Raw genomic sequence first — 22,478 nt, 5'->3', positions numbered from 1 at the left:
TAGGTCAAAGACCTTATTTCTTGAGGCCCATCGCCGATGCCCCGTTTTACGTCGCTCATCATCGCCGCCTCGCTCGCCGCCGCCGCCGGCGCCTGCGCGCCAGTCGTCGCCACCCAGGGCTTTCAGGCCGTGGACGTCAAACCTCAGGATATCGAGGCTGGCGTCGACACGCGGGAGACCGTGCTGACAAAGCTGGGCACGCCCTCCACCGCCTCGACCTTTGAGGCGGAGAACGTCTGGTACTACCTGACCCAGACGACCCAGCGCTACACCTACAACAAGCCGAAGGTGTCGCAGCGCACGGTGACGGAGATCACCTTCAACGAGGCGGACGGCAAGGTCGCCACGGTGCGCAATCTGGGCCTGGAAGACGGCCGCCAGATCGCCATGGAAAGCCGCGAGACCCCGACGCGCGGCCGCCAGCTGACCATCCTCGAGCAACTGCTCGGCAACGTCGGCCGCGGCCAACTGCCGCGCACCGAAGACGACGTTCCCGGCCAGCGCCGCCCGGACTAACGGCCACAGCATACGGTCGCCCTAAAGCCGCGAGCGACCGCGTCGCGAGCATAGGGCGCAAAAAAAGATAACGCCCCGGAGATCGCTCTCCGGGGCGTTTTCAGTTCCAGCTGAGCGCTGTCAGACGATCTTGCCGCTCGCCAGCACCGCCAGCAGCAGCAGCGCCACGATGTTGGTGATCTTGATCATCGGATTCACCGCCGGGCCGGAGGTGTCCTTGTAGGGATCCCCCACAGTGTCGCCGGTGACGGCGGCCTTGTGCGCTTCCGAGCCCTTGCCGTGGACCACGCCGTTTTTGTCAGTGAAGCCTTCCTCGATCAGCTTCTTGGCGTTGTCCCAGGCGCCGCCGCCCGACGTCATGGAGATGGCGACGAACAGGCCCGTCACGATCACCCCCATCAGCATGGCCCCAAGCGCAGCGAAGGCGTTGGCCTTGTCCGGCTGGATGAACAGGATGACGACGAACAGGACGATCGGCGAGAGCACCGGCAGCAGCGACGGCACGATCATCTCGCGGATGGCCGCGCTGGTCAGGATATCGACCGCCCGGCCGTATTCCGGCTTCGTTTCGTAGGTCATGATTCCGGGATTTTCCCGGAACTGACGCCGGACCTCGGCCACAACGGCCTCTGCGGCGCGCCCCACGGCCGTCATCGCCAGCCCTCCGAACAGGAAGGGCAGCAAGCCGCCGAACAGCAGGCCGACCACGACATAGGGGTTGGACAGATCGAACGCGACCTCCCCCAGACCGTAGAAGAAGCTGCCCGGCTGAGCCTCGGCCGCGAAGAACTTCAGGTCCTCCACATAGGCGGCGAACAGGACCAGCGCCCCCAGGCCTGCTGAACCGATGGCGTAGCCCTTGGTCACGGCCTTGGTGGTGTTGCCCACCGCGTCCAGGGCGTCGGTCGAGACGCGCACTTCCGGCGGCAGGCCCGCCATCTCGGCGATGCCGCCCGCGTTGTCCGTGACCGGCCCAAAGGCGTCCAGCGCCACGATCATCCCCGCCACGCCCAGCATGGTCGTGGTGGCGATGGCGATGCCGAACAAGCCCGCCAACTGGAAGGCCGCGACAATGCCGACGATGATGGTCAGAGCTGGCAACGCGGTGGATTCCAGCGACATGGCCAGGCCCTGGATCACGTTGGTGCCGTGCCCCGAGACCGAGGCGTTGGCCACCGACTTCACCGGACGGAAGCCCGTGCCGGTATAGTATTCGGTGATGACTACGATGGCCGCCGTGACCAGCAGGCCGACGACGCCGGCCCAGAACAGGCTCATCGGCTGGATCAGCAGCCCGCCCGAGGTTTCGACCGCCCCCGGCAGAAGCTGGTTGATCACCCACCAAACGGCGACCAGCGACAGCAGGCCGGTCACGATCAGCCCTTGATACAGGGCCCCCATGATATTGCCGCTCTTGCCCAGACGGACGAAGAAGGTGCCGATGATCGACGTCACGATGCAGACGCCGCAGATCGCCAGCGGCAGCAGCATCAGCGCGTCGACATAGGGCTGGTTGCGGAAGAAGATGGCCGCCAGCACCATGGTCGCCACCGTGGTGACGGCATAGGTTTCGAACAGGTCGGCGGCCATGCCGGCGCAGTCGCCGACGTTGTCGCCCACATTGTCCGCGATGGTGGCGGCGTTGCGGGGGTCGTCCTCAGGGATGCCGGCCTCGACCTTGCCCACCATGTCGCCGCCGACGTCGGCCCCCTTGGTGAAGATGCCGCCGCCCAGTCGCGCGAAGATGGAAATCAGAGAAGCGCCGAAGCCCAACGCCACCAGGCCGTCGATGACCTCGCGGCTGGTTGAGGCGTGGCCCATTCCCTGGGTCATGAAGGCGTAGTAGCCGGACACGCCCAGAAGAGCGCCGCCCGCCACGAACATGCCGGTGATGGCGCCCGAGCGGAAGGCCAGGTCCAGGCCCTTGGACAGGCTCTGCGACGCGGCCTGGGCCGTGCGGACGTTGGCGCGCACGGAGATCAGCATCCCCGCATAGCCCGCCGCGCCCGACAGGACCGCGCCGATCAGGAAGCCGAGCGCCGCCCATATCCCGATAAGAAAAAAGGCCGCGACCAAGATCACGACCCCTACAATGCCAATCGTTGTGTACTGACGCTTCAGATAGGCGGATGCCCCTTCCTGGATCGCCGCGGCGATCTCACGCATCCGTTCATTACCACTGTCGGCCTTCATCAGGGCGGCCGTCTGGACGGCGCCGTAAAGCACCCCCAAAGCGCCGGCCGCGATGACCAGCCAAAGATATGACGTCATGGCGTTTCCAAGCCCTATGCAACTAGACGCGCGGATCCATGGGCTGCGCTACGGGCGTTGTCGCCTCTCGGCCGCCTTCCGGTCCCCCCGTGCGCTTACAGACGTAAATTCACGCCCCTCGGGAATTGCGGCTAAATCGTGCCAAAAGCAGAGCCGTGGCGCAACAGCGCTCTTTTAGAGGGCGCGCACAGTCGTGCGGCGGCGCGCGGCCTGGCTGACGACCTCGACGCGGGCGATCGCCCCCTTGCCGATCAGGCTGTCGGCCGCGCGTATCAGGCTGGCGCTCAGCGCGGCCGCGTCCAACTGATTCCAGTCGTCTGCGAGGACGAAGGGGGTCCGGTGCCCGGCGCGGACAAGGGCGTCGCGCAGATAGGGCTCCTTAGCCCTTACCGCATCCAGGGTTTGGCCCTCGCCCAGATACAGTTTCAGTTCTGCAAAGACGTAGTTGCGGACGCGGCCGCCCACGATGATCGGCAGGCCCACGCCGGTGAGGTTAAAGCTCGCGGGCTGGGCGGGCGTTTCCGCCGACGGCGAGGCGAGCGCCGAACCCGACAGGGCGGCGCCTGCGACGGCGAGGATCAGGGCGCGGCGGTTCATGAATTCAGTCTGGCCGTGCCCGGTTAGGATTCCGTTGCGCTCAGCCGTGGGTCCAGCCGGTGCGGGTCGGGGTGATGGCCTGCCCCAGATAGCGCGGCGACAGCCCCCTGCCCTCGGTCACGCGACCGATGCAAGTCAGGCGCAGGTGGCGGCGCTCGGCCTCGCGGCGCAATGCGTTCTCGGCGCCCGCCGGGAGGGTCAGCAGGATCTCATAGTCGTCGCCGCCGCTGGCCAGCAGCTCCAGCGCCGCCTGAGGGTCGACACGTCCCTCGAACCAGGCCTGGGCCGCCGCTGACATCGGCAGCACCTCCAGATCGATCTCGAGTCGCACGCCGCTGGCTTCGGCGATGTGGGCGGCGTCGGCCAGAAGACCGTCGGACACGTCGGCGCTGGCCGTGGCGAGGCCCAGAACGACGGGCGCGAACTCCACGCGCGGCATGGGGGTGCGATAGGCGGCCTCCAGCGCGTCCATGCGTTCGGGCTCCAGCGTCAGGGTCGCCTGGGCGGCCTGAAGGCCCAGCCAGCCGTCGCCGATGGTTCCGGTGACGAAGACCAGATCGCCCGGCCGCGCGCCCCCCCGGCTGACCGCTGCGCCTGACGGCGCCCAGCCCATCATTGTGGCCGAGAAACTGGCCGGGCCCGGCGTCTTCACCGTGTCGCCGCCCAGCAGGAAAATGTCGAAAATAGCCTGATCGCGCCGCAGCCCGGCGACGAAAGCCTCGCGCTCGGGCCAGCCGCAGCGCTCTGACCAATGACAGGCCAACAGGTAGCCGAACGGCTCGGCGCCCTTGGCCGCCAGATCGGACAGGTTCACGCGCAAAAGCTTCTGCGCCACCGTGTCCAGCGGATCGTCGGGCAGGAAGTGGACGCCCTCGACGATCGCGTCCTTGGTCAGAACCAGGTCGTGTCCCGGTCGCGAGGGCAGCGCGGCCACGTCGTCGGCCAGCCCCCGCGCCCATTCCGGGTGCGCCAGCGGCTTCAGCAGCCGCTGGATGGTCTCGAATTCACCCGCGACGTCAATCGCGGGCATCGCGCGCCACGCCGTCCAGCGCCGCGTTCACGAACTTCGCCTCCGCGTCGTCGAAGAAGGCCTTGGCCAGTTCGACGTACTCGTCGATGACGATTTCACGCGGCACGTCCGGCTTGTGCTTCAGCTCCCACGCGCCGCAGCGCAGCAGAGCCCGCAGCGTGGCGTCCAGACGCTCCAGCCGCCAGTTGGAGGCCAAGCGCGCCTTGATCGCCTCATCGATGCCGCGCTGATCCTCGACCACGCCGTGGACGATCTCGGAGAACCAGTCCTCGTCAGCCTCGGCCAGAGGGGCGCCGTCGATGTCGGCGTCGAAGCGGTGATTGCGGAACTCGCGCACGACGCTGTCGACGCCCTCGCCCGCCAGCTCCATCTGATACAGGGCCTGAACGGCGGCCAGACGGGCGACCGTGCGGGCGCGGCGCTGGCGGCTGGTCAGCTGGGGTTCGGCCCGGGCTTTTTCAGCCTCGGCCAGTTGAGCCATGACTTCGGCGACGGTCGCCGGGGCGCTGGTCGGTTCGGTCACGAGGCCAGGCCCCCACGCAGGCGTTTACGGATAGAGATCAGGTCCAGGCAGGCGCGGGCGGCGAAGCCGCCCTTGTCGCCCTCGCTGAGGCGGGCGCGGGCCCAGGCCTGCTCCTCGTCCTCGGTCGTCAGGATGCCGTTGCCGATAGCCACGCCCTTGAGGCCCAGGTTGCGGATGCCGGCGGCCGACTGGTCCGAGACGATCTCGAAGTGGTAGGTCTCGCCGCGGATCACGCAGCCCAGGGCGACATAGCCGTCGTAGCGCGGCGCGGTCGGATAGCGCCCGGCCTCCTCGGCCATGGCGATCACGGTCGGCACTTCCAGAGCGCCGGGCACGGTCACGACGTCATACTGGACGCCTTGCGCGCGCAGGGCGTCCTTCGCCCCTTCCAGAAGGGCGTCCGCCAGTTCGTCGTAGAAGCGCGCCTCAACGATGAGGACGCGAGTGGGGTCGTTCAAGATTGGTCTTCTCCGTCCATGTCGCGCCAGCCGACGATGCGCAGGCCATAGCCTTCAAGCGCCGTCGGATTGGGTCGCGTCGAACTCATCACGATCATGTCTTTGACGCCGAGGTCGAGCAGAATCTGCGCCCCGACGCCATAGGCTTTCAGCGAGCGATCCGCCGCCGCGGGCTTGGCCACGCCGCCGAGCCGTTCGGCCAGGCCATGCAGGTCGGGATCGCGCAGGAAGACGACGACGCCCGGGCCGTCATGGGCCGCCAGCGCCTGCATCGCCTTCGGAATATAGTCCTGGCGGGCCTCGACATGGCCCAGCAGGTCGGCGGCGAAGTCGATCTGGTGCATGCGCACGACAGTCGGCCTGGCAGGATCGATATCGCCGCGCACAAGGGCGACGTGCTCCGCGCCCTCGATGGTGTTGCGGTACAGGATCAGCTTGAACTCGCCGCCGTGGACGCTCTGGAACGGCGTCTCCATCACGCGCTCGACAAAGCGCTCGGTGCGGCGGCGATAGGCGATCAGGTCGGCGATGGTGCCTATCTTCAGCCCGTGCAACTGGGCGAAGGCGATCAGATCAGGCATCCGCGCCATCTCGCCGTCGTCCTTGATGATCTCGCAGATCACCCCGGCGGGGATCAGGCCGGCCATGCGGCTGATGTCCACAGCGGCCTCGGTGTGGCCGGTGCGCACCAGGACGCCGCCGTCGCGCGCGACCAGGGGGAAGATGTGTCCCGGCGAGACGATGTCGTCGGCGGTGCGCGACGGGTCGGCGGCCACCTGGACCGTGTGAGCGCGGTCAGCGGCCGAAATGCCGGTCGTGACGCCTTCCTTGGCCTCGATCGAGATGGTGAAGGCCGTGCCCATGCTCTCGCGGTTCTCGGCGGCCATCGGCGGCAGGCGCAACTGCTTGGCGCGCTCGGCCGTCATGGCCAGGCACACCAGGCCGCGCGCATAGCGGATCATGAAGTTGATCTGTTCCGGCGTGGCGAACTGGGCCGGAATGACGATGTCGCCCTCGTTCTCGCGGTCCTCGGCGTCCACCAGGATGTAGGGGCGGCCGTTGCGGGCGTCCTCGATAATGTCCTCGATCGAGCTGATCGGGCTGTCGGTATTGTGGACGGCCAGTTTCATCATGCGGTCTCCTGCCACCGCGCGAGGTAACGCGCCAGCATGTCGAACTCCAGATTGACCTTTTCGCCGACCTTTAGGCCGCCGAGGGTGGTCGCATTCCACGTATGCGGGATGATGTTCACGTCGAAGCGGCGCTCATGCACCCCATTCACCGTCAGGGAAACCCCATCGACCGTGATTGAGCCCTTTGGGGCGATGAATCTGTGCAGGGGCGCGGGCGCTTCGATCACGATGCGGTGCGAGCCGCCTTCGGGCGTGACGGACAAGACCTCGCCCAGACCATCGACATGGCCCGAGACGATATGTCCGCCCAGTTCGTCGCCCAGCTTGGCGGCGCGTTCCAGATTGATGCGGCTGCCCTCGCTCCAGTCGCCCAGCTTGGTCTTGGACAAGGTCTCGCCCGACACCTCGACGGCGAACCACCCCTCGCCCTTTTCCGTGACGGTCAGGCAGCAGCCCGCGTGGCTGATCGAGGCGCCCAGGTCGATGCCCGCCGTGTCCCACACGGTCTCGATCTCATAGCGACGGTCGCGGTCGGTTTGGCGGACGCTGCGGACGCGGCCGATGTCGGTGACGATGCCGGTGAACATGAAAGCTCCGGTCCCTTCGGACCCAAAAAACAGAGTCTAATTAGTCTAATTCGTCTGAAATCGCGCCTGCGGAGGCGTCAGACCCGGGCGTAGCGTTCCCACAGGTCGTCTCCGACAGGCTCGACGCCCAGACGACGGAACTTGGGGGCGTCGGCCAGCTTTGCAAGCGCCAGGGAGGCGATGCAGGGCCTGCCCTCCCCGCCCAGCACGATCGGGGCGCGGAACCACTCGATGGCGTCGACTGCGCCCGCCTGGATGAAGGAGGCGGCGACCCGGCCACCGCCTTCGATCAGGACTGAGGTGATGGCGCGGGCGGCGAGCGCGTCGAGGACGGCAGGGATGGCGGGGCGGTCGTCGGAGGCGGCGACGGTGATGACTTCGGCGTGGCCTATGGCGCGGGGGGTGGCGGTCGTAAGGATCAGGGTGTTGCCGGATGCGACCTTGGCTGTGGCTGGGGTCCGCAGACGACTGTCGAGCACGACCCTCAATGGGTTCCTTCTCCCCTCGGGGGAGAAGGTGGGCGGCGGAGCCGCTCGGATGAGGGGGTCGCCGGACGCGCCCTCGACTTCAGCCGTTTCGCGTGATGACACAGCCCCCTCATCCGTCTCGCTACCCGAGCCACCTTCTCCCCCGAGTGGAGAAGGAAGACGGACGGTCAGTTCCGGGTCGTCGGCGAGCACGGTCTCGACGCCGACCAGGATGGCGTCATGCGTCGCGCGCAGGCGGTGGCCTTGAAGGCGCGCCTCCGGCCCGGTGATCCACTGGCTTTCGCCCGTGGCCGTGGCGATGCGGCCGTCCAGCGACGTGGCCAGCTTGAGGGTGACGCGCGGGCGCATCAGTCCTGGCCGGACTTGGTCTCGTCGAAACCCTCGTCGCCGAGGAATTTGGCGAAATCGCTGGTGTGGCGGAAGTCCTTGTAGACCGAGGCGTAGCGGACGTAGGCGACCTCATCGACCGACTTCAGCGCCTTCATGATGAAGTCGCCGACGATGCTGGACGGGATCTCGGTCTCGCCCAGGCTTTCCAGCTGGCGCACGATGCGGCTGACCAGAAGCTCGACCTGGTCAGGCTGGACCGGGCGTTTGCGCAGGGCGATGCCCAGCGAGCGTTCCAGCTTGTCGCGGTCGAAGGGGGTGCGGCGGCCGTTCCGTTTCAGGATGACCAGTTCGCGCAGCTGCACCCGCTCGAAGGTGGTGAAGCGCCCGTTGCACTGCGGGCACGACCGACGGCGCCGGATGGCCGCGCCGTCGTCAGACGGGCGGCTGTCCTTCACCTGGGTGTCGGCGTTTCCGCAGAAGGGGCACTTCATCCGATGGGCCTCTTAGCGATAGATCGGGAAGCGCGCGGTCAGTTCGCGCACCTGAGCGGCAACGCCCGCGACGACGGCCGGATCGGCTTCGTCGCCGCCGTTCATCGAAGAGACGACGTCGGCGATCCAGTGACCGATCTGCTTGAACTCTTCCTCGCCGAAGCCGCGCGTGGTGCCCGCCGGGGTGCCCAGACGGACGCCCGAGGTGATGGTGAAGGGGGCGGTGTCGAACGGTACGCCGTTCTTGTTGCAGGTCATCAGAGCCTTCTCGAGTTCATGCTCGGTGGCCTTGCCGGTCACGCCCTTGGGACGCAGGTCGACCAGCATCAGGTGGCTGTCCGTGCCGCCCGAGACGATGGCCAGACCGCGATCGACCAGAACGGCGGCCAGAGCCTGGGCGTTCTTCACGACCTGCTGGGCGTAGAGCTTGAACTCAGGCTTCAGCGCCTCGCCGAAGGCCACGGCCTTGGCGGCGATGACGTGCTCCAGCGGGCCGCCCTGCAGGCCGGGGAAGACCGCCGAGTTGATCTTCTTGCCCAGGTCCAGGTCGTTGGACAGGATCATGCCACCGCGGGGGCCGCGCAGGGTCTTGTGCGTGGTGGTGGTGACGACGTGGGCGTGGGGCATCGGGTCGGGGTAGGCGCCGCCGGCGATCAGGCCTGCATAGTGAGCCATGTCGACCATCAGATAGGCTCCGACCGAATCGGCGATTTCGCGGAAGCGTTTGAAGTCGATGTGACGGCTGTAGGCCGAGGCGCCGGCCAGAATCAGCTTCGGCTTTTCCTTCTGGGCCATTTCGGCGACGTGATCATAATCAATCAGATGGTCGTCTTCGTTCACCTTATAGGTGACGGGGCGGAACCACTTGCCCGACTGGTTGGCGGGCGAGCCGTGGGTCAGGTGGCCGCCGCAGGCCAGGTCCATGCCCAGGAAGGTGTCGCCCGGCTGCAGCAGGGAGAAGAAGACGGCCTGGTTGGCCTGGGCGCCCGAGTGGGGCTGGACGTTCACATAGGCGGCGCCGAACAGCTCCTTGGCGCGCTCGCGGGCCAGGTCTTCGGTGACGTCGACGAACTCGCAGCCGCCGTAATAGCGACGACCGGGATAGCCCTCAGCGTATTTGTTGGTCAGGACCGAGCCTTGCGCGTCCAGCACCGCCTGAGAGACGATGTTTTCCGAAGCGATCAGCTCGATCTGCTCCTTCTGGCGACCGAGCTCGCCCTGAATGCCCTTGAAGATCGCCGGATCAGCATCGGCGAGGCTCTTGGTGAAATAGGAATCGTGCGTGAAGGCGGTCACTGGAGGCATCCCGGAGGCTGAAGGCTGAAACGGCGCTCCCTTCTAGGCCGCGCCGCCGAACACCACAACATCTAGGGGGTCACCGCTGTGACAACGCTCGTTTCAGTTTGGCGATCGCTACGCGTTCAACCGCGCGCGGCTCGACGGCGGGACCTATGGCGGAGACCTCTACGCCCGTGGCCGTGTGGACGGCGGAGCATTTCACATACGGGCCGTTGCGGACGAACTCGACGATGATCTCGCCGAGGTCAGCGTCGGCCGTCACGCCGCGACCGGACGACGCGCGACGTTACAGTGGGACCACAGCTTGTCCATCGCATCGACCAGCTTGTCGATCATCGCATCGTCATGGTCAGGCGACGGAGTGAAGCGAAGGCGCTCGGTCCCCTTGGGCACGGTGGGATAGTTGATCGGCTGGACGTAGATGCCGTGCTCTTCCAGCAGCATGTCCGAGATCAGCTTGCAGTGCACCGGGTTGCCGACGTGGACCGGCACGATGTGGCTGACGCTGGGCAGGACCGGGATCCCCGCCTCGGACAGACGGCGCTTCAGGGTGGCGGCGCGCTCCTGATGGGCGTCGCGCAGTTCGGGGTGCGCTTTCAGATGGCGCACCGAGGCCAAGGCGCCGGCGGTCAGGGCCGGCGGCAGGCTGGTGGTGAAGATGAAGCCCGAGGCCCAGCTGCGCACAGCGTCCACGATCACCGCGTCGGCGGCGATATAGCCGCCCATGACGCCGATGGCCTTGCCCAGGGTGCATTCGACGATGTCGATGCCGTCCAGCACGCCGTCGCGCTCGGCGACGCCTGCGCCGGTCGCGCCGTACAGACCCACGGCGTGGACTTCGTCCAGATAGGTCAGGGCGCCGTATTTCTTGGCCAGGGCGATGGTGCCCGCCAGGTCGGCGATGTCGCCGTCCATCGAATAGACGCTCTCGAAGGCGATCAGCTTGGGCGCGTTGACCGGCGCGGCGGCCAGCAGTTCCTCAAGATGTTCAAGGTCGTTGTGGCGGAAGATGTGGCGTTCGCCGCCGCCGTTGCGGATGCCCGCGATCATGGAGGCGTGGTTCAGCGCGTCCGAGAAGATGATCAGGCCCGGCAAAATCTTCTGCAGCGTCGATAGCGTCGCCTCATTGGCCACATAGCCCGAGGTGAACAGCAGGGCGGCTTCCTTCTGGTGCCAGCTGGCCAGCTCGGCTTCCAGATCGACGGCCGAGCGCGTGGTGCCCGAGATGTTGCGGGTGCCCCCTGCCCCGGCGCCGCTGAGATCGATCGCCGTCTTCATCGCCTCGACCACGGCCGGATGCTGGCCCATGCCGAGGTAGTCGTTCGAGCACCAGACCACCACATCCTGGTGCGTGCCGTCCGCGCGCCGACGGCGGGCCAGAGGAAATTGCCCGCGCACCCGCTTCAGATCGGCGAAGACACGGTAACGGCCTTCGCTGCGGACCTGATCCACAGAGTTCTGAAAGGCGGACTTATAGTCGAACAAGGCGGCGCTTCTTTCGCTTATGCAGCTTTGCGAGCCTAATTGCGCGCGCCGCCCGGTCTTGTCCATGTCAGGCGCAGGACAAAACGTCTCAACCCCTTAATTGATAACGGTTCTCAGCTTTGAGAAAGCCCGTGATTTCCTCCCCCATGCCAATGGGGAGGTGGATCGGACGCGGAGCGGTCGAGACGGAGGGGCTGCTTGGTTCTGCCGTCGTCAGGCCCCCCACCACTTCGTGGTCCCCCTCCCCATTGGCATGGGGAGGAAAGCCATGGCTCAGCTCAGCGTATCGATCCGCCCGCGCAGCATCTGGACCATGGCGGAGAAGTCCTTGCCGCCGTAGCCGAGGCCGTTGAACAGGGCGTAGAGGGCCTCGGCCTGGGCGCCCAGCGGCGTCGAGGCGCCGGCCTTGGCGGCGGCGTCCTGAGCCAGCTTGAGGTCTTTCAGCATCATGGCTGTGGCGAAGCCGCCTTCATAATCGCGGTTCGACGGGGCGGTCGGCACGGGACCGGCCCAGGGGTAGTAGCTGGTCACGCTCCAGCACTGGCCCGACGACTTGGAGGCGATCTCGAAGAAGCGCTCGGGTTCGAGCCCCAGCTTCTCGGCCAGGGCGATGGCCTCGCAGGTCCCGATCATGCTGATGCCCAGCAGCATGTTGTTGCAGATTTTGGCCGCCTGCCCCGCGCCGTGGTCACCGGCGCGGATGGTGATGCGGCTCATCGGCTCCAGCGCCGGTTCGACGCGGGCGAAGTCGGCCTCGTCGCAGCCGACCATGAAGGCCAGGGTCCCGGCGTCAGCGGCGGCCGTGCCGCCCGAGACGGGCGCGTCGGCGAAGGCGTAACCCGCTTCCTTGGCCAAGGCCGCCACCTTGCGCGCCGTCTCCACGTCGATGGTCGAGCAGTCCAGAAGCAGCGCGCTGGAGGGCGCCGCGCCGATGATCTGTTCGGAATAGACGCTGAGGACGTGCGGCCCGGCGGGCAGCATGGTGATGACCACCTCGGCGTCCTTCACGGCCTCGGCGACCGAACTGACGGTGCGGCACCCGGCCTCGGCGGCGCGTTCCAGCGCGGCGGGCGACAGGTCGAAGGCGGCGACGTCATGCCCGGCCTTGGCCTGATTGGCGGCCATGCCGCCGCCCATGTTGCCCAGGCCGATGAAGGCGATGCGAGTCATCTGTGCGTTTCCCTTATGGATTTTGGCCGAGGGTTAGCGCCGGACGTCCCGCTTCGCCAGTCACCAATTTGAGACGAGACGCCTCAGTTCGGCTTGCGGAAGCGATAGACGAACTGGTCGGTCTTGCCCCGGATCGCCTCGTCGAAGACATTCAGGCTGTGATCGTCGGCCGGGTTGGCGACAGCGGCGCTCTCGCCGTCGAAGACGAAGCCGGCGGCCTCGACCTCCTTGCGAAGCTGGGCGCCCTCGATGCGGTGCAGGGTCTCGACCACAGAGTTGGCGGCGCCGGGCGCGGCCTGGTGGTCGATGACGACATAGAGGCCGCCGGGCTTCAGCGCCTTGAAGATGTCGGCGTTCATCTTGGCCACGTCCACGCCGAAACGGGGGATGTGGAAGTCGTGATATTCCTGGCTCATGAAGACCAGATCCAGCGGATGGTCGAAGCTCATGGCGTCCAGGTCGCCGTTGACGCGGCTGACGTTGGGATAGGCGGCGACCAGGGCGTCGGCGCGCGGGTTCTCGCGCTCGGCCGTGCGGTTGGGCACGAAGGCGTAGACGTGGCCGCCGTCGCCCACGACGCGCGCGAACAGGCGGGTGAAATAGCCCGCGCCGGGGCGGATGTCGGCGATGCGCTGGCCCGGCTTCACCTGAGCGAAGGCCAGCATCTCGGCGGGATGACGCAGGGCGTCGCGCTCGACCTCGTCGGCGGGGCGTAGAGAGTCGGCGACGGCGGCCTGATAGGCAGGCGCGGCGGCGTCCTGGGCCACAACAGGCGCGGCGGCCAGGAAGGCGGCGGCGACGGCGGCGGCGAGCAGATGCGGTTTCATGACGAATTCCTTGATCTTGCGGCTGCCCCGGTCGGGGCCTTCAGACATCATAAGGCGCGGGGTCGGAGCGGCTGGCAAGCCGCTTCGACGCATAATCAGCCGGCCGTCATGGCCGCCGCGGCCTGCTTCTCTCTCAGTGTGACCAACTCCTCGGCCATCGTCGGGTGAACGGCGCAGGTGGCGTCCCACTGAGCCTTGGTCAGGCCGGCCTTTACGGCGATGGCGGCCAACTGGATCATCTCGGGGCTGTCAGGGCCGACGATGTGGCAGCCGACGACGCGCTGGGTTTCGGCCTCGACCACCAGCTTCATCAGGACCCGCTCGTCCGAGCCGGTGAAGGCGTATTTCATCGGGCGGAAGCGGGTGACGTAGACGTCCACCTCGCCCGGACAGGCGTGGCGGGCCTCGGCCTCGGTCAGGCCGACGACGCCGACGGGCGGCTGGCTGAACACGGCTGTGGCGACGGCTTCATAGTCGAACCGCTGAGGGTTGTTCTTGAACACCGTCTTATGGAAGGCCACGCCCTCGCGGATGGCGACGGGGGTCAGGTTCATCCGGTCGGTGACGTCGCCGATGGCCCAGATGTTGTCGGCCGTGGTCTTGGAATATTCGTCGACCTTGATGGCGCCGTTCTCGTTCAGCTCGACCCCGGCGGTTTCCAACCCCAGCCCCTCAACATAGGGCGCGCGGCCGGTAGCGAACATGACCACGTCGGTCTCGATCTTCATGCCGTTTTCGAGATGGTTGATCAGGCCCGCCTCGGTCTTCTCGATCGATTCATGCTGGCAGCCGAGGATGACCTTGATGCCGCGCTTCTCGATCTCGCCCGCCAGATGGGCGCGCACGTCGTCGTCGAAGCCACGCAGGATGTTGGGCCCGCGATAGATCAGGGTCGTCTCGACCCCCAGCCCGGCGAAGATGCCCGCGAACTCCACCGCGATATAGCCGCCGCCGACGACGAGGACGCGCTTGGGCAGTTCGGGCAGGTGGAAGGCTTCTTCGGAGGTGATGGCGTGCTCGATGCCCGGCAGGCTGTCCGGCTTCCACGGGCGGCCGCCGGTGGCGATCAGGATCTTCTCGGCGGTGATCGTCTGCTTGTCGCCGCCGTCCTTGCCGATGACCTCGACGGTGTGGGCGTCCTTCAGCACGGCGCGGCCGTGCAGAAGGTCCACGCCCGCCTTGCCCAGATTGGCGGCGTAGATCCCGGACAGACGGGCGATCTCGACATCCTTCGCCTGAAGGAAGGTCGGCCAGTCGAACTTGGCGTTCTCGAACGACCAACCGTAGCCCTCGGCGATCTCAAGCGCGTGGCTGACCTCGGCGGCCATGACCATGAACTTCTTGGGGACGCAGCCGCGAATGACGCAGGTGCCGCCGACCCGATACTCCTCGGCGATGGCGACCTTCTTGCCGCCCAACGCCGTCAGCCGCGCCGCCCGCACCCCGCCCGAACCGGCGCCGATGACGAAGAGGTCGTAGTCGTATTGGCTCATCGGGGGCTCCGGCTGGCTGGACCCAAAAAAATAGAGTCCAATTCGTCTGAATCGTCTGAAATCGCGCGGTCGAACCGCAGCGCTGACCCCGACTTAGGCGCCCGGATGCGAGGGGGCAAGGCGCGAGGCAGGCCCGTGTCAAAGAAGCCCGAGTGGGCGAGGACAGCCACCGCCCCGCTTTCACCAGACGCGGTTATGAAATACTGTGGCTGGGTCAGAATATGTCGTGAGGCCAGGTGATGATCGCAGCCCTTCTCGCTCTTGCGCTCAGCGCCAGCGCCCCGCCCGCTCAGTCAGCTCAGTCGGCCGCGCCCGCCCCTGAGGATCAAGCGGTTCGGCTGGAAGATATCCAGGTCTCGGGCCGACGCCTTGACGACCTGATCCAGAGCTTCGTCAGCGAAGTCGCAGCGCCCAATCGCGGGCGCGGCATCGCCCGATGGGACCGCAGCGTCTGCGTGGGCGCCGTCAATCTGCGCCGCGAAGCCGCGCAATATCTGGTGGACCGCGTTTCGACCGTGGCGGAAGACCTTGGATTGAACGCCGGCGACCCCGGCTGCACGCCCAATCTGCTGATTGTCGCGACCGCCGATGGCGACGCTTTCGCACGGGAGTTGGTGGAACGCCGCCGTCGGGCCCTGCGCATGGGCGGCTCCGGCATGGATCGCGGCGCCGCGGCGCTGAGAGACTTCCAGGAGACGAGCCGCCCCGTCCGCTGGTGGCAGGTCAGCATGCCGGTCGATTCCGAAACGGGTCAGCGCGCGGTCCGGATTCCCGGAGAATGCGCGGACGCCTGCTCGGCACCGATGGACTATGCTCCGACCATCAACGTATTCGCAGCTTCGCGGCTGACGACCCAGATCGTCGACAACATCTTCCGCGCCATCATCGTCGTGGACGTCAGCAAGACCGGCGCAGTCAATTCGGTGCAACTGGCGGACTATATCGCCATGGTGTCGCTGGCGCAGATCGACCCGACGGCGGACACCAGCGCCTATGCCTCGATCCTGAACGTCTTCAACGATCCGGGCAGCGCTCCTTATCTGACCGAGTGGGACAAGGCTTATCTGGACGGCCTGTACGGCGCCCAGCGCACTCGACAGAACGTGCGGGCGGGCAAGTCGGAGATCCAGTCCTCGATCCGTCGCGCGCATGCCCGACTGGCCGATGAGGCGCCGCCGCCTACGGATTGATCGTATAGACGCCCTCGTCCGTGCCGATGACGGCCAGGTCAGTCAGGTCGAGGAACAGGCCATGCTCGACCACGCCGGTCAGGCTCTTGAGGTCGGAGGCGAGGCGGGTCGGCTCGGCGATCAGCTTGCAGGCGGCGTCGTAGATCAGGTTGCCGCCGTCGGTGCGGATCAGGCCGCGCTCGGCCTCGCGCACGCGGGCCGGCGAAGCGATGTCATGATCGGCAAGAACGTCGGCGATGCGGTTGGCGGTCGTCTTGTGGCCGAAGGCGACGACCTCGATCGGCAGGGGGAAGGTTCCCAGCGCCGGAACCACCTTAGCCGCGTCGGCGATGCAGATGCAGCGGGCGGACGCTTCCCACACCAGTTTCTCGCGCAGCAGGGCCGCGCCGCCGCCCTTGATCAGCGCCAGGCCGGGGCCGATCTCGTCGGCGCCGTCCACGGTCAGGTCGATGCGGGGGGTGTCTTCCAGCGTCGACAGGGTCAGACCCAGCTCGCGCGCCAGATCGGCCGTGCGCTCGGACGTCGGGACGCAGCGCAGGTCGGGCAGGTTGCGGGCGGCCAGGGCTTTCACGAACCAGGCGGCGGTCGAGCCGGTGCCCAGGCCGACGACCATTCCGGCCTCGACGTATTGAGCGGCGGCTTCGCCGGCGTTCTTCTTCTGCAGGTCGCTCATTGGGATTTCGCCGCCTTCTTCGCGCGCATGGTTTCCATGAAGCGGGCGGCCCAGCCCGGCTTCGTCGTCTGCTGACCGCGCGCCAGGGCCAGGTCGCCGGGCGCGACATCCTTGGTCACCACGGAACCGGAGCCGACCATGGCGCCTGCGCCGATGGTCACGGGGGCGACCAGCGAGGCGTTCGAGCCGACGAAGGCCCCCTCGCCCACCGTGGTGCGGTGTTTGAAGAAGCCGTCGTAGTTGCAGAAGATCGTGCCCGCGCCGATGTTGGCCTTCGCGCCCACATGGCCGTCGCCGAGATAGGCCAGATGGTTGGCCTTGGCGCCCGCGTCCATGCGGACGTTCTTGACCTCAACGAAGTTGCCGATCTTGACGCCCTCGCCCAGGTCGGCGCCGGGGCGCAGGCGGGCGTAGGGGCCGACCTCGGCGCCGCGGGCGATTTTGGCGCCCTCGATATGGCTGAAGCTGCGTATGCGGGCGCCCTCGGCCACGCGGGCGCCGGGGCCGAAGACGACGAAGGGCTCGATGGTCGTGCCAGCGCCGATGTCCGTGTCCCAGGCGAAGTGGACGGTGTCGGGGGCGCTCATGGTGACGCCCTGCGCCAGGAAATGCTCGCGCTGGGTCTTCTGGAACAGGGCCTCGGCCTGAGCCAGCTCCCCTTGCGCGTTGACGCCCATGACAGAGTCTTCGGCGGCGAAGACAGCGCGGGTCGGGGCGCCGCGCTTGCGGGCCAGTTCGACTACGTCGGTCAGATAGTATTCGCCCTTGGCGTTGTCGTTGCGGACCTCGGCCAGCAGGTCGAACAGCAGGCTGACCGGCGCGGCCATGACGCCCGAGTTGCAGGCGGTGACGGCCAGGACGTCAGCAGACGCCTCCTTGGCCTCGGTGATGGCCAGCAGGTCGTCGCCGTCGAGGATCAGGCGACCGTAGGCGCCGGGATCGCGGGCCTCGAAACCGATGACGGTGACGCCTTCATGAGCATCAGCGAAAACCGGCTCGATGTCGGCGGCCTTCAGCAGGGGCACGTCGCCGTAGGTGACGACCACATGGCCGACGAAGTCGCCCAGCACCGCCTCGGCGGCGCGGACGGCGTGGCCGGTGCCGAGCGGCGGGTCCTGAACGGCGATGCTGTCGGCGCCGAGGCGCTTTTCGACGTGGGCGCGGACCTCGGGCGAATGAGAGCCCACCACGACGACGATGCGTTCGCAGCCCATAGCCTCCGCCGCGTCGATGGCGTGATCCAGCATGGCGCGTCCACCGACAGGATGCAGCACTTTGGGCAGCGGCGACTTCATCCGCGTGCCTTGCCCGGCGGCGAGGATGATGGCGGCCCTAGGATGACTCTGTGGATGGGGTGAGGTCATGAATCGATCCGGCGGCTTGTCGTTGCTTGCGATCTAGCCCATTGCCGGGGTCTTCGCGAGCCGGGAGACAGATGAGTGAACATTGAGCGCGACCTGGAAGGCTGGACCATCGCCTTCGATCTGGACGGGACGCTGGTGGACTCGGCGCCCGACCTGATCGGCACGTTGAACCGGATGCTGGCGGAGTATGAGTTGCCGCCCGTGCCCATGTCTTCGACCCGGCATCTGGTCGGGCACGGCGCGATGGCCATGCTGCGCCACGGCTTCATGGAAGCGGGCGCCGCCTGGGACGAGGCCCATGCGCCCGGTCTGTTCGAGCGTTTCATCGAGGACTACATGGCCCACATCGCCGACGAGAGCCGCCCGTTCGACGGCTGCGTCGCGGCGTTGGACCGCTTGAGCGCGCGCGGGGCGATCCTGTGCGTGGCGACCAACAAGCGCACGGACCTGTCGGTGGCGCTGATCGAGGCGCTGGGGCTGACGCGCCATTTCGCCTTCGTCGCTGGCCCGGATGCGGTCTCGGCCCGCAAGCCCAGCGGCGCGCACATTATCGAGGCGGTGCAAAAGGCGGGCGGCGATCCGGCGCGCTGCGTCATGGTCGGCGACAGCACCACGGACACCAGGGCGGCCAAGGATGCGGGCGTGCCCTGCATCGCCGTCAGCTTCGGTTACAATGACGTGCCGCATAATGAATTGGGCGGCGATGTGATGATTGATCACTACGATGCGTTCGAAGCGGCGCTGGCCGGGGTGATGAGAGCATAACTCTCCCTTCTCCCCTTGAGGGAGAAGGTGGCCCGTCAGGGCCGGATGAGGGGTGTCTGCGCGACGGTTGAAAGTCGCGTGATCGTGCGGCTGTTGGATCGGATACGAGGCGCCGGCACCCCTCATCCGAGCGCCTCCGGCGCCCACCTTCTCCCTCAAGGGGAGAAGGAAAAACTATCGAACACTTTAGAACTTCTGCACCCCATCTGCGCCCGTCGCTGTTGCCGTCTTCGCGTCTGCGAAACACATAGGTCGACCTGTTCCTCCCCAAGGGTCGTCATGCTTCGTCGCTTCTTCGCCATTCCCCTGTGGCAGCGCACCGCCGCCGGTTTCGCCCTGGGCATTATCGCCGGCCTGATCCTGCGGGAGCAGGCGACCGTCTGGCTGCAGCCCATCGGGGACGTCTATCTGAACCTGATCCGCATGGTGGTGGCGCCGCTGGTGCTGTTCACCATCGCCAGTTCGATCGCCAAGCTGGGCGAAGGGGTCGGCGCGGTGCGGCTGGGGGTGCGAACGATCGTCTGGTTCGCCATCACCTCCCTGCTGGCCGTGCTGGTGGGTTTCGCGTTCGGCCACATCATCAATCCGGGCGTCGGCCTGTCCGACCTGCCGCTGGGCGAGGTGAAGGCGCGCGAGATTCCTTCGCCCCTGCAGGTTCTGCTGGGCGTCGTGCCGACCAACCCCTTCGCCTCCCTGGCCGAAGGCAAGGTGCTGCAGATTATCTTCTTCTCGGCCTTGCTGGGAGCGGCCCTGGTGGCGCTGGGCGACCGGGCGCAAAATGCGCGCAGGCTGGTGGATGAAGGCGCGGCCCTGGTGTTCCGCATCACCCGCTGGGTGATCCAACTGACGCCTTTCGGGGTGTTCGGCCTGATCGGCTCGGTCGTCGGGGGCTATGGCTGGGAGGCGCTGCTGCCGTTGGGCAAGTTCATCTTCGCCATTTATGCGGCCTGCCTGTTCCACATCTTCGTCGTCTATTCGGGCCTGCTGAAGCTGCACGGGCTGAAGGTCGTCAGCTTCTTCCGAGGCGGAGCTGCAGCCATGCAGACGGCCTTCGCCACCTCGTCGTCGCTGGGCACCCTGCCCGTCACCCTGCGCCAGACAGTCGAGCGGCTGGGCGTGCCCCAGGCCTACGCCGCCTTCGCCGTGCCGCTGGGCGCCAATGTGAAGATGGACGGGTGCGGCGCCATCTATCCGGTCATCGCCTCGATCTTCATCGCCCAGTATTTCCAGATCGACCTGACGCTGACGCAATATGCGCTGATCGGACTGACGGCGGTGCTGGGATCGCTGGGTACGGCGGGCGTGCCGGGGACCAGCATCGTCATGCTGACCCTGACGCTGTCGACGGCGGGCCTGCCGCTGGAAGGCGTGGGCTACATCATCGCCATCGACCGCATCATCGACATGATGCGCACGGCCACCAACGTCACCGGCCAGATGGTCGTGCCGGTCCTGGTCGCCAAGGAGGAAGGCCTCTTGAACGAGGACATCTACAACGGCCACGTCGCCTGGCTGCCGGGTGATCCCGAGGATGAAACTCCGGAAGGTGCGCGGGCGGCGGGAATCTGAGCAAGCGACGCTGCTATTTGATGAATTGAGGCTTGCCGTCGTCGGAATCGCGGGCTATGTCCCCGCCTCCCGACGGCGCAGTCACTGACCGCCCCGTTCCCAGGCGGACGCGTAGCTCAGCGGGAGAGCACCTCGTTCACACCGAGGGGGTCACAGGTTCAATCCCTGTCGCGTCCACCATTCCTCCTCCTGAAGATTTCTTGCTTCCGACAAGCCGCCGTCAGCTTGATGCTTAAGAACGCTCGTCTTTACAGTTTTCCTGTTTCAACAGCAGGCCGTGCACCCTTTCCGCGCGCGTTGCGTTAGGGACCCAACAGGACGGGGGGCGTGTTGAAGACACTGGCCAAAACGATTGACTTAGTCGCGGCCTTCGACGCCTCGCCTAACCCCTATATGCTGCTGGATCGCGACCTGAGGTTTGCAGGGATGAACCAGGCGTATCTGGATGTCACCCAGCGTACGCGTGAAGAGCTGATCGGCGCCCACGTCATGGACGTCTTCGGGGCGGCGGCGGACGGTCCTGGTCGTGAAGACAGCCAGCGGCTGGAGGCGTCCTTCAGAAAAGTGCTGGGAAGCGGGCAGTCCGATCATCTGGCCCTGCTTCACTATCCGATCCGTACGACAGGGGCCCACGGCCAGGCCGTGTTCGAAGAGCGCTACTGGAGCTGCACCCACACGCCGATCAAGAACGATCAGGGCGAAGTCACCCATATCCTGCAGCACACCAGCGATGTCACCGACCTTATCAGGGCGCGGCCGACCCAGGATGGTTCAGGCAACGCCCTCGATGAAATGCTAGGCGGCGGGGTCTTCCGTCGCGCGCTGAAGGTCGAGGCCGACAATCAAAGGCTGGAGGCCGAACGGCGGCAGCTATCGGACGTTCTGTTGAACGCGCCAGGCTTTGTAGCCGTTCTGAGCGGACCAGATCATGTCGTGCAGTTCTGCAATGAGGCCTGCTACCGGCTCGTCAATCATCGCGACATTCTGGGCAGCACCGTCAAAGAAGCCCTGCCCGAGTTGGGCGAGCAAGGTCATCTCGACTTCCTGAACGACGTTTACGAGACTGGGGAACCGGTCATGGGCCGGCAGCGCGCGTTCAGCCTGCAGCATTCGCCCGACGGACCGGCCGCCAATCGCTACATCGACTTCGCCTATCAACCCATCCGGGACGAGAACGCGCGCGTGATCGGCGTGTTTGTTCAAGGGCATGACGTGACGGATGTGGTCATGGCCGCCGAACGGCAGAAGCTGATGATCGACGAGCTCAATCATCGCGTGAAGAACACCTTGGCCACCGTTCAATCGATCGCCATGCAGACGGCGCGCACCCATCAGGACCCCCGCTCGTTCGCCGAAGCCTTTGAGGCGCGGCTGATGGCCCTGTCGCACACCCACGACCTGCTCACGAAGAGCCACTGGGAAGGAGCGGACCTGCGCGCGGTGTTGGAACACGAGACGCTGGCGCATGGCGTGGGGCGGCTGAGCCTGAACGGGCCTCACATCGCCCTGTCGCCCGCCCGCGCCCTGTCGCTGGGCATGATCTTCCATGAACTGGCCACCAATGCCGCGAAGTACGGCGCCCTGGCTCATGGCGACGGTCGGGTGTCGGTCGACTGGCGCGTGATCCCTCATGCCTCGCCCCAGTTGGAGATCATCTGGAGCGAAAAAGTCGGTCGGCCTGTGAAGAAGCCGGAGCGGCGCGGTTTCGGCACTCGCCTGATCGAACGCAATGTTCGTCACGACCTGCGCGGCGCCGTCGATATGAGTTACACAGAAGACGGCCTGAGCGCCCGATTCACCCTGCCGCTGGAGACAGAAGCCTGATGACCGATATCTTTTCCGGCAGACGCGTGCTCATCGTTGAGGACGAGTCCCTGGTGGCCATGCTGCTGGAGACGATCCTGGCCGATCTGGGCTGCGACGTGGTCGGCCCGGAATCCAATATCGAGGACGGGCTGAACGTCGCCTCAGGGACCGCGCCGCTCGACGCCGCCCTGCTGGACGTCAACGTCGCGGGGCGAGAAATCTTCCCGGTGGCCGAGGCGCTGAAGGCCAGGGGCGTGCCGTTCGTGTTCTCGACCGGCTATGGCGAGGCGGGGCTGCCGGAACATTGGCGCGGCAACCCCACAGTGCAGAAGCCCTTCACTGAAGGCGCCATTCGCGACGCCTTGATGACGGCGCTGAACATGCAAAGGGCCTGAGCGCCGAGGGCCTGACGC

At 66.6% G+C, this 22,478-nt stretch carries 23 protein-coding genes and 1 tRNA gene; 7 read left to right on the top strand and 17 right to left on the bottom strand.

Annotated features, from left to right (window positions below; genetic code table 11):
• The first annotated feature begins 36 nt into the window (after positions 1-36).
• Positions 37-516 (top strand): outer membrane protein assembly factor BamE domain-containing protein, encoded by a 480-nt coding sequence (gene bamE / locus DA69_RS05520; RefSeq protein WP_025977062.1) that lies wholly within the window; start codon positions 37-39, stop codon positions 514-516.
• A gap of 120 nt (positions 517-636) precedes the next feature.
• Here bamE and DA69_RS05515 read toward each other — a convergent pair whose 3' ends face one another.
• From DA69_RS05515 to gor, 15 genes are all read right to left on the bottom strand, one after another.
• Complete coding sequence (locus DA69_RS05515) at positions 637-2,787, bottom strand: sodium-translocating pyrophosphatase (RefSeq protein WP_025977063.1); 2,151 nt, start codon at positions 2,785-2,787, stop codon at positions 637-639.
• 174 nt (positions 2,788-2,961) lie between these two features.
• On the bottom strand, positions 2,962-3,384 hold the full coding sequence (locus DA69_RS05510) for a hypothetical protein (protein ID WP_025977064.1): 423 nt from the start codon (positions 3,382-3,384) through the stop codon (positions 2,962-2,964).
• Between the two features lie 40 nt (positions 3,385-3,424).
• The gene (gene thiL, locus DA69_RS05505; protein WP_025977065.1) at positions 3,425-4,414 is read right to left on the bottom strand and encodes a thiamine-phosphate kinase; all 990 of its coding nucleotides are present in this window, start codon (positions 4,412-4,414) and stop codon (positions 3,425-3,427) included.
• Positions 4,401-4,937, bottom strand: a complete 537-nt coding sequence (gene nusB, locus DA69_RS05500) for a transcription antitermination factor NusB (RefSeq protein WP_035302214.1) — start codon at positions 4,935-4,937, stop codon at positions 4,401-4,403. The genes thiL and nusB overlap by 14 nt, the downstream gene beginning before the upstream one ends.
• Positions 4,934-5,395 (bottom strand): 6,7-dimethyl-8-ribityllumazine synthase, encoded by a 462-nt coding sequence (ribH, locus tag DA69_RS05495; protein WP_029972475.1) that lies wholly within the window; start codon positions 5,393-5,395, stop codon positions 4,934-4,936. Before ribH ends, nusB begins: the two co-directional genes overlap by 4 nt.
• Positions 5,392-6,528: a 3,4-dihydroxy-2-butanone-4-phosphate synthase gene (ribB, locus tag DA69_RS05490; protein ID WP_025977068.1), complete on the bottom strand. Its 1,137-nt coding sequence runs from the start codon at positions 6,526-6,528 to the stop codon at positions 5,392-5,394. Before ribB ends, ribH begins: the two co-directional genes overlap by 4 nt.
• Entirely contained in the window at positions 6,525-7,115 is a 591-nt protein-coding gene (locus DA69_RS05485) for a riboflavin synthase (protein WP_025977069.1), read from the bottom strand. The genes ribB and DA69_RS05485 overlap by 4 nt, the downstream gene beginning before the upstream one ends.
• Before the next feature lie 77 nt (positions 7,116-7,192).
• Positions 7,193-7,951, bottom strand: a complete 759-nt coding sequence (locus tag DA69_RS14325) for a RibD family protein (protein WP_025977070.1) — start codon at positions 7,949-7,951, stop codon at positions 7,193-7,195.
• On the bottom strand, positions 7,951-8,424 hold the full coding sequence (gene nrdR, locus DA69_RS05475; RefSeq protein WP_024352817.1) for a transcriptional regulator NrdR: 474 nt from the start codon (positions 8,422-8,424) through the stop codon (positions 7,951-7,953). Before nrdR ends, DA69_RS14325 begins: the two co-directional genes overlap by 1 nt.
• 12 nt (positions 8,425-8,436) lie before the next feature.
• Positions 8,437-9,720: a serine hydroxymethyltransferase gene (gene glyA / locus DA69_RS05470; protein ID WP_025977071.1), complete on the bottom strand. Its 1,284-nt coding sequence runs from the start codon at positions 9,718-9,720 to the stop codon at positions 8,437-8,439.
• Positions 9,721-9,799: 79 nt separating this feature from the next.
• On the bottom strand, positions 9,800-9,985 hold the full coding sequence (locus tag DA69_RS14320; RefSeq protein ID WP_082891450.1) for a DUF6898 family protein: 186 nt from the start codon (positions 9,983-9,985) through the stop codon (positions 9,800-9,802).
• Positions 9,982-11,208 carry a 5-aminolevulinate synthase gene (gene hemA, locus DA69_RS05465; protein WP_025977072.1) on the bottom strand — a complete coding sequence of 409 codons (1,227 nt, stop codon included), beginning with the start codon at positions 11,206-11,208 and terminating at the stop codon, positions 9,982-9,984. The genes DA69_RS14320 and hemA overlap by 4 nt, the downstream gene beginning before the upstream one ends.
• Positions 11,209-11,481: 273 nt before the next feature.
• Entirely contained in the window at positions 11,482-12,378 is an 897-nt protein-coding gene (gene mmsB, locus DA69_RS05460; protein ID WP_025977073.1) for a 3-hydroxyisobutyrate dehydrogenase, read from the bottom strand.
• A gap of 83 nt (positions 12,379-12,461) precedes the next feature.
• The gene (locus DA69_RS05455; RefSeq protein WP_025977074.1) at positions 12,462-13,205 is read right to left on the bottom strand and encodes a class I SAM-dependent methyltransferase; all 744 of its coding nucleotides are present in this window, start codon (positions 13,203-13,205) and stop codon (positions 12,462-12,464) included.
• Positions 13,206-13,300: 95 nt separating this feature from the next.
• Positions 13,301-14,698: a glutathione-disulfide reductase gene (gor, locus tag DA69_RS05450; protein ID WP_025977075.1), complete on the bottom strand. Its 1,398-nt coding sequence runs from the start codon at positions 14,696-14,698 to the stop codon at positions 13,301-13,303.
• A gap of 239 nt (positions 14,699-14,937) precedes the next feature.
• Between gor and DA69_RS05445 the strand changes: the two genes are divergently transcribed.
• The gene (locus DA69_RS05445) at positions 14,938-15,888 is read left to right on the top strand and encodes a hypothetical protein (RefSeq protein WP_025977077.1); all 951 of its coding nucleotides are present in this window, start codon (positions 14,938-14,940) and stop codon (positions 15,886-15,888) included.
• Here DA69_RS05445 and rpiA read toward each other — a convergent pair.
• The gene (gene rpiA, locus DA69_RS05440; RefSeq protein ID WP_025977078.1) at positions 15,878-16,561 is read right to left on the bottom strand and encodes a ribose-5-phosphate isomerase RpiA; all 684 of its coding nucleotides are present in this window, start codon (positions 16,559-16,561) and stop codon (positions 15,878-15,880) included. The two genes, DA69_RS05445 and rpiA, sit on opposite strands and share 11 nt — an antisense overlap.
• A complete protein-coding gene (glmU, locus tag DA69_RS05435) occupies positions 16,558-17,925 on the bottom strand; it encodes a bifunctional UDP-N-acetylglucosamine diphosphorylase/glucosamine-1-phosphate N-acetyltransferase GlmU (RefSeq protein WP_025977079.1) in 1,368 nt (455 codons plus the stop codon). The genes rpiA and glmU overlap by 4 nt, the downstream gene beginning before the upstream one ends.
• Before the next feature lie 75 nt (positions 17,926-18,000).
• Between glmU and DA69_RS05430 the strand changes: the two genes are divergently transcribed.
• The 5 genes from DA69_RS05430 (at position 18,001) to DA69_RS05410 (ending at position 22,460) form a co-directional block, all read left to right on the top strand.
• Positions 18,001-18,690 carry an HAD-IA family hydrolase gene (locus tag DA69_RS05430; RefSeq protein ID WP_025977080.1) on the top strand — a complete coding sequence of 230 codons (690 nt, stop codon included), beginning with the start codon at positions 18,001-18,003 and terminating at the stop codon, positions 18,688-18,690.
• Between the two features lie 279 nt (positions 18,691-18,969).
• Positions 18,970-20,259 (top strand): dicarboxylate/amino acid:cation symporter, encoded by a 1,290-nt coding sequence (locus DA69_RS05425; RefSeq protein ID WP_025977081.1) that lies wholly within the window; start codon positions 18,970-18,972, stop codon positions 20,257-20,259.
• Between the two features lie 105 nt (positions 20,260-20,364).
• A tRNA-Val gene (locus tag DA69_RS05420) sits at positions 20,365-20,439 on the top strand.
• A gap of 147 nt (positions 20,440-20,586) precedes the next feature.
• Entirely contained in the window at positions 20,587-22,083 is a 1,497-nt protein-coding gene (locus DA69_RS05415) for a sensor histidine kinase (protein ID WP_029972479.1), read from the top strand.
• Positions 22,083-22,460 (top strand): response regulator, encoded by a 378-nt coding sequence (locus DA69_RS05410; RefSeq protein WP_025977083.1) that lies wholly within the window; start codon positions 22,083-22,085, stop codon positions 22,458-22,460. The genes DA69_RS05415 and DA69_RS05410 overlap by 1 nt, the downstream gene beginning before the upstream one ends.
• Positions 22,461-22,478: the final 18 nt, after the last annotated feature.

This window comes from Brevundimonas naejangsanensis, from assembly GCF_000635915.2.
Taxonomy (GTDB): Bacteria; Pseudomonadota; Alphaproteobacteria; order Caulobacterales; family Caulobacteraceae; genus Brevundimonas; species Brevundimonas sanguinis.
The sequence above is the reverse complement of the archived record's forward strand: the minus strand, read 5'-3'. Positions and strand labels throughout refer to the sequence as shown.

Coding starts and splice junctions, on each gene's coding strand:
- DA69_RS05510 (WP_025977064.1), bottom strand. CDS start 3,384: ATGAACCGCCGCGCCCTGATCCTCGCCGTCGCAGGCGCCGCCCTGTCG.
- DA69_RS05485 (WP_025977069.1), bottom strand. CDS start 7,115: ATGTTCACCGGCATCGTCACCGACATCGGCCGCGTCCGCAGCGTCCGC.
- DA69_RS14325 (WP_025977070.1), bottom strand. CDS start 7,951: ATGCGCCCGCGCGTCACCCTCAAGCTGGCCACGTCGCTGGACGGCCGC.
- mmsB (WP_025977073.1), bottom strand. CDS start 12,378: ATGACTCGCATCGCCTTCATCGGCCTGGGCAACATGGGCGGCGGCATG.
- rpiA (WP_025977078.1), bottom strand. CDS start 16,561: ATGAGCGACCTGCAGAAGAAGAACGCCGGCGAAGCCGCCGCTCAATAC.
- gor (WP_025977075.1), bottom strand. CDS start 14,698: ATGAGCCAATACGACTACGACCTCTTCGTCATCGGCGCCGGTTCGGGC.
- DA69_RS05425 (WP_025977081.1), top strand. CDS start 18,970: ATGCTTCGTCGCTTCTTCGCCATTCCCCTGTGGCAGCGCACCGCCGCC.
- nrdR (WP_024352817.1), bottom strand. CDS start 8,424: ATGAAGTGCCCCTTCTGCGGAAACGCCGACACCCAGGTGAAGGACAGC.
- DA69_RS05515 (WP_025977063.1), bottom strand. CDS start 2,787: ATGACGTCATATCTTTGGCTGGTCATCGCGGCCGGCGCTTTGGGGGTG.
- glmU (WP_025977079.1), bottom strand. CDS start 17,925: ATGACCTCACCCCATCCACAGAGTCATCCTAGGGCCGCCATCATCCTC.
- ribB (WP_025977068.1), bottom strand. CDS start 6,528: ATGATGAAACTGGCCGTCCACAATACCGACAGCCCGATCAGCTCGATC.
- DA69_RS05410 (WP_025977083.1), top strand. CDS start 22,083: ATGACCGATATCTTTTCCGGCAGACGCGTGCTCATCGTTGAGGACGAG.
- DA69_RS05445 (WP_025977077.1), top strand. CDS start 14,938: ATGATCGCAGCCCTTCTCGCTCTTGCGCTCAGCGCCAGCGCCCCGCCC.
- DA69_RS05455 (WP_025977074.1), bottom strand. CDS start 13,205: ATGAAACCGCATCTGCTCGCCGCCGCCGTCGCCGCCGCCTTCCTGGCC.
- thiL (WP_025977065.1), bottom strand. CDS start 4,414: ATGCCCGCGATTGACGTCGCGGGTGAATTCGAGACCATCCAGCGGCTG.
- bamE (WP_025977062.1), top strand. CDS start 37: ATGCCCCGTTTTACGTCGCTCATCATCGCCGCCTCGCTCGCCGCCGCC.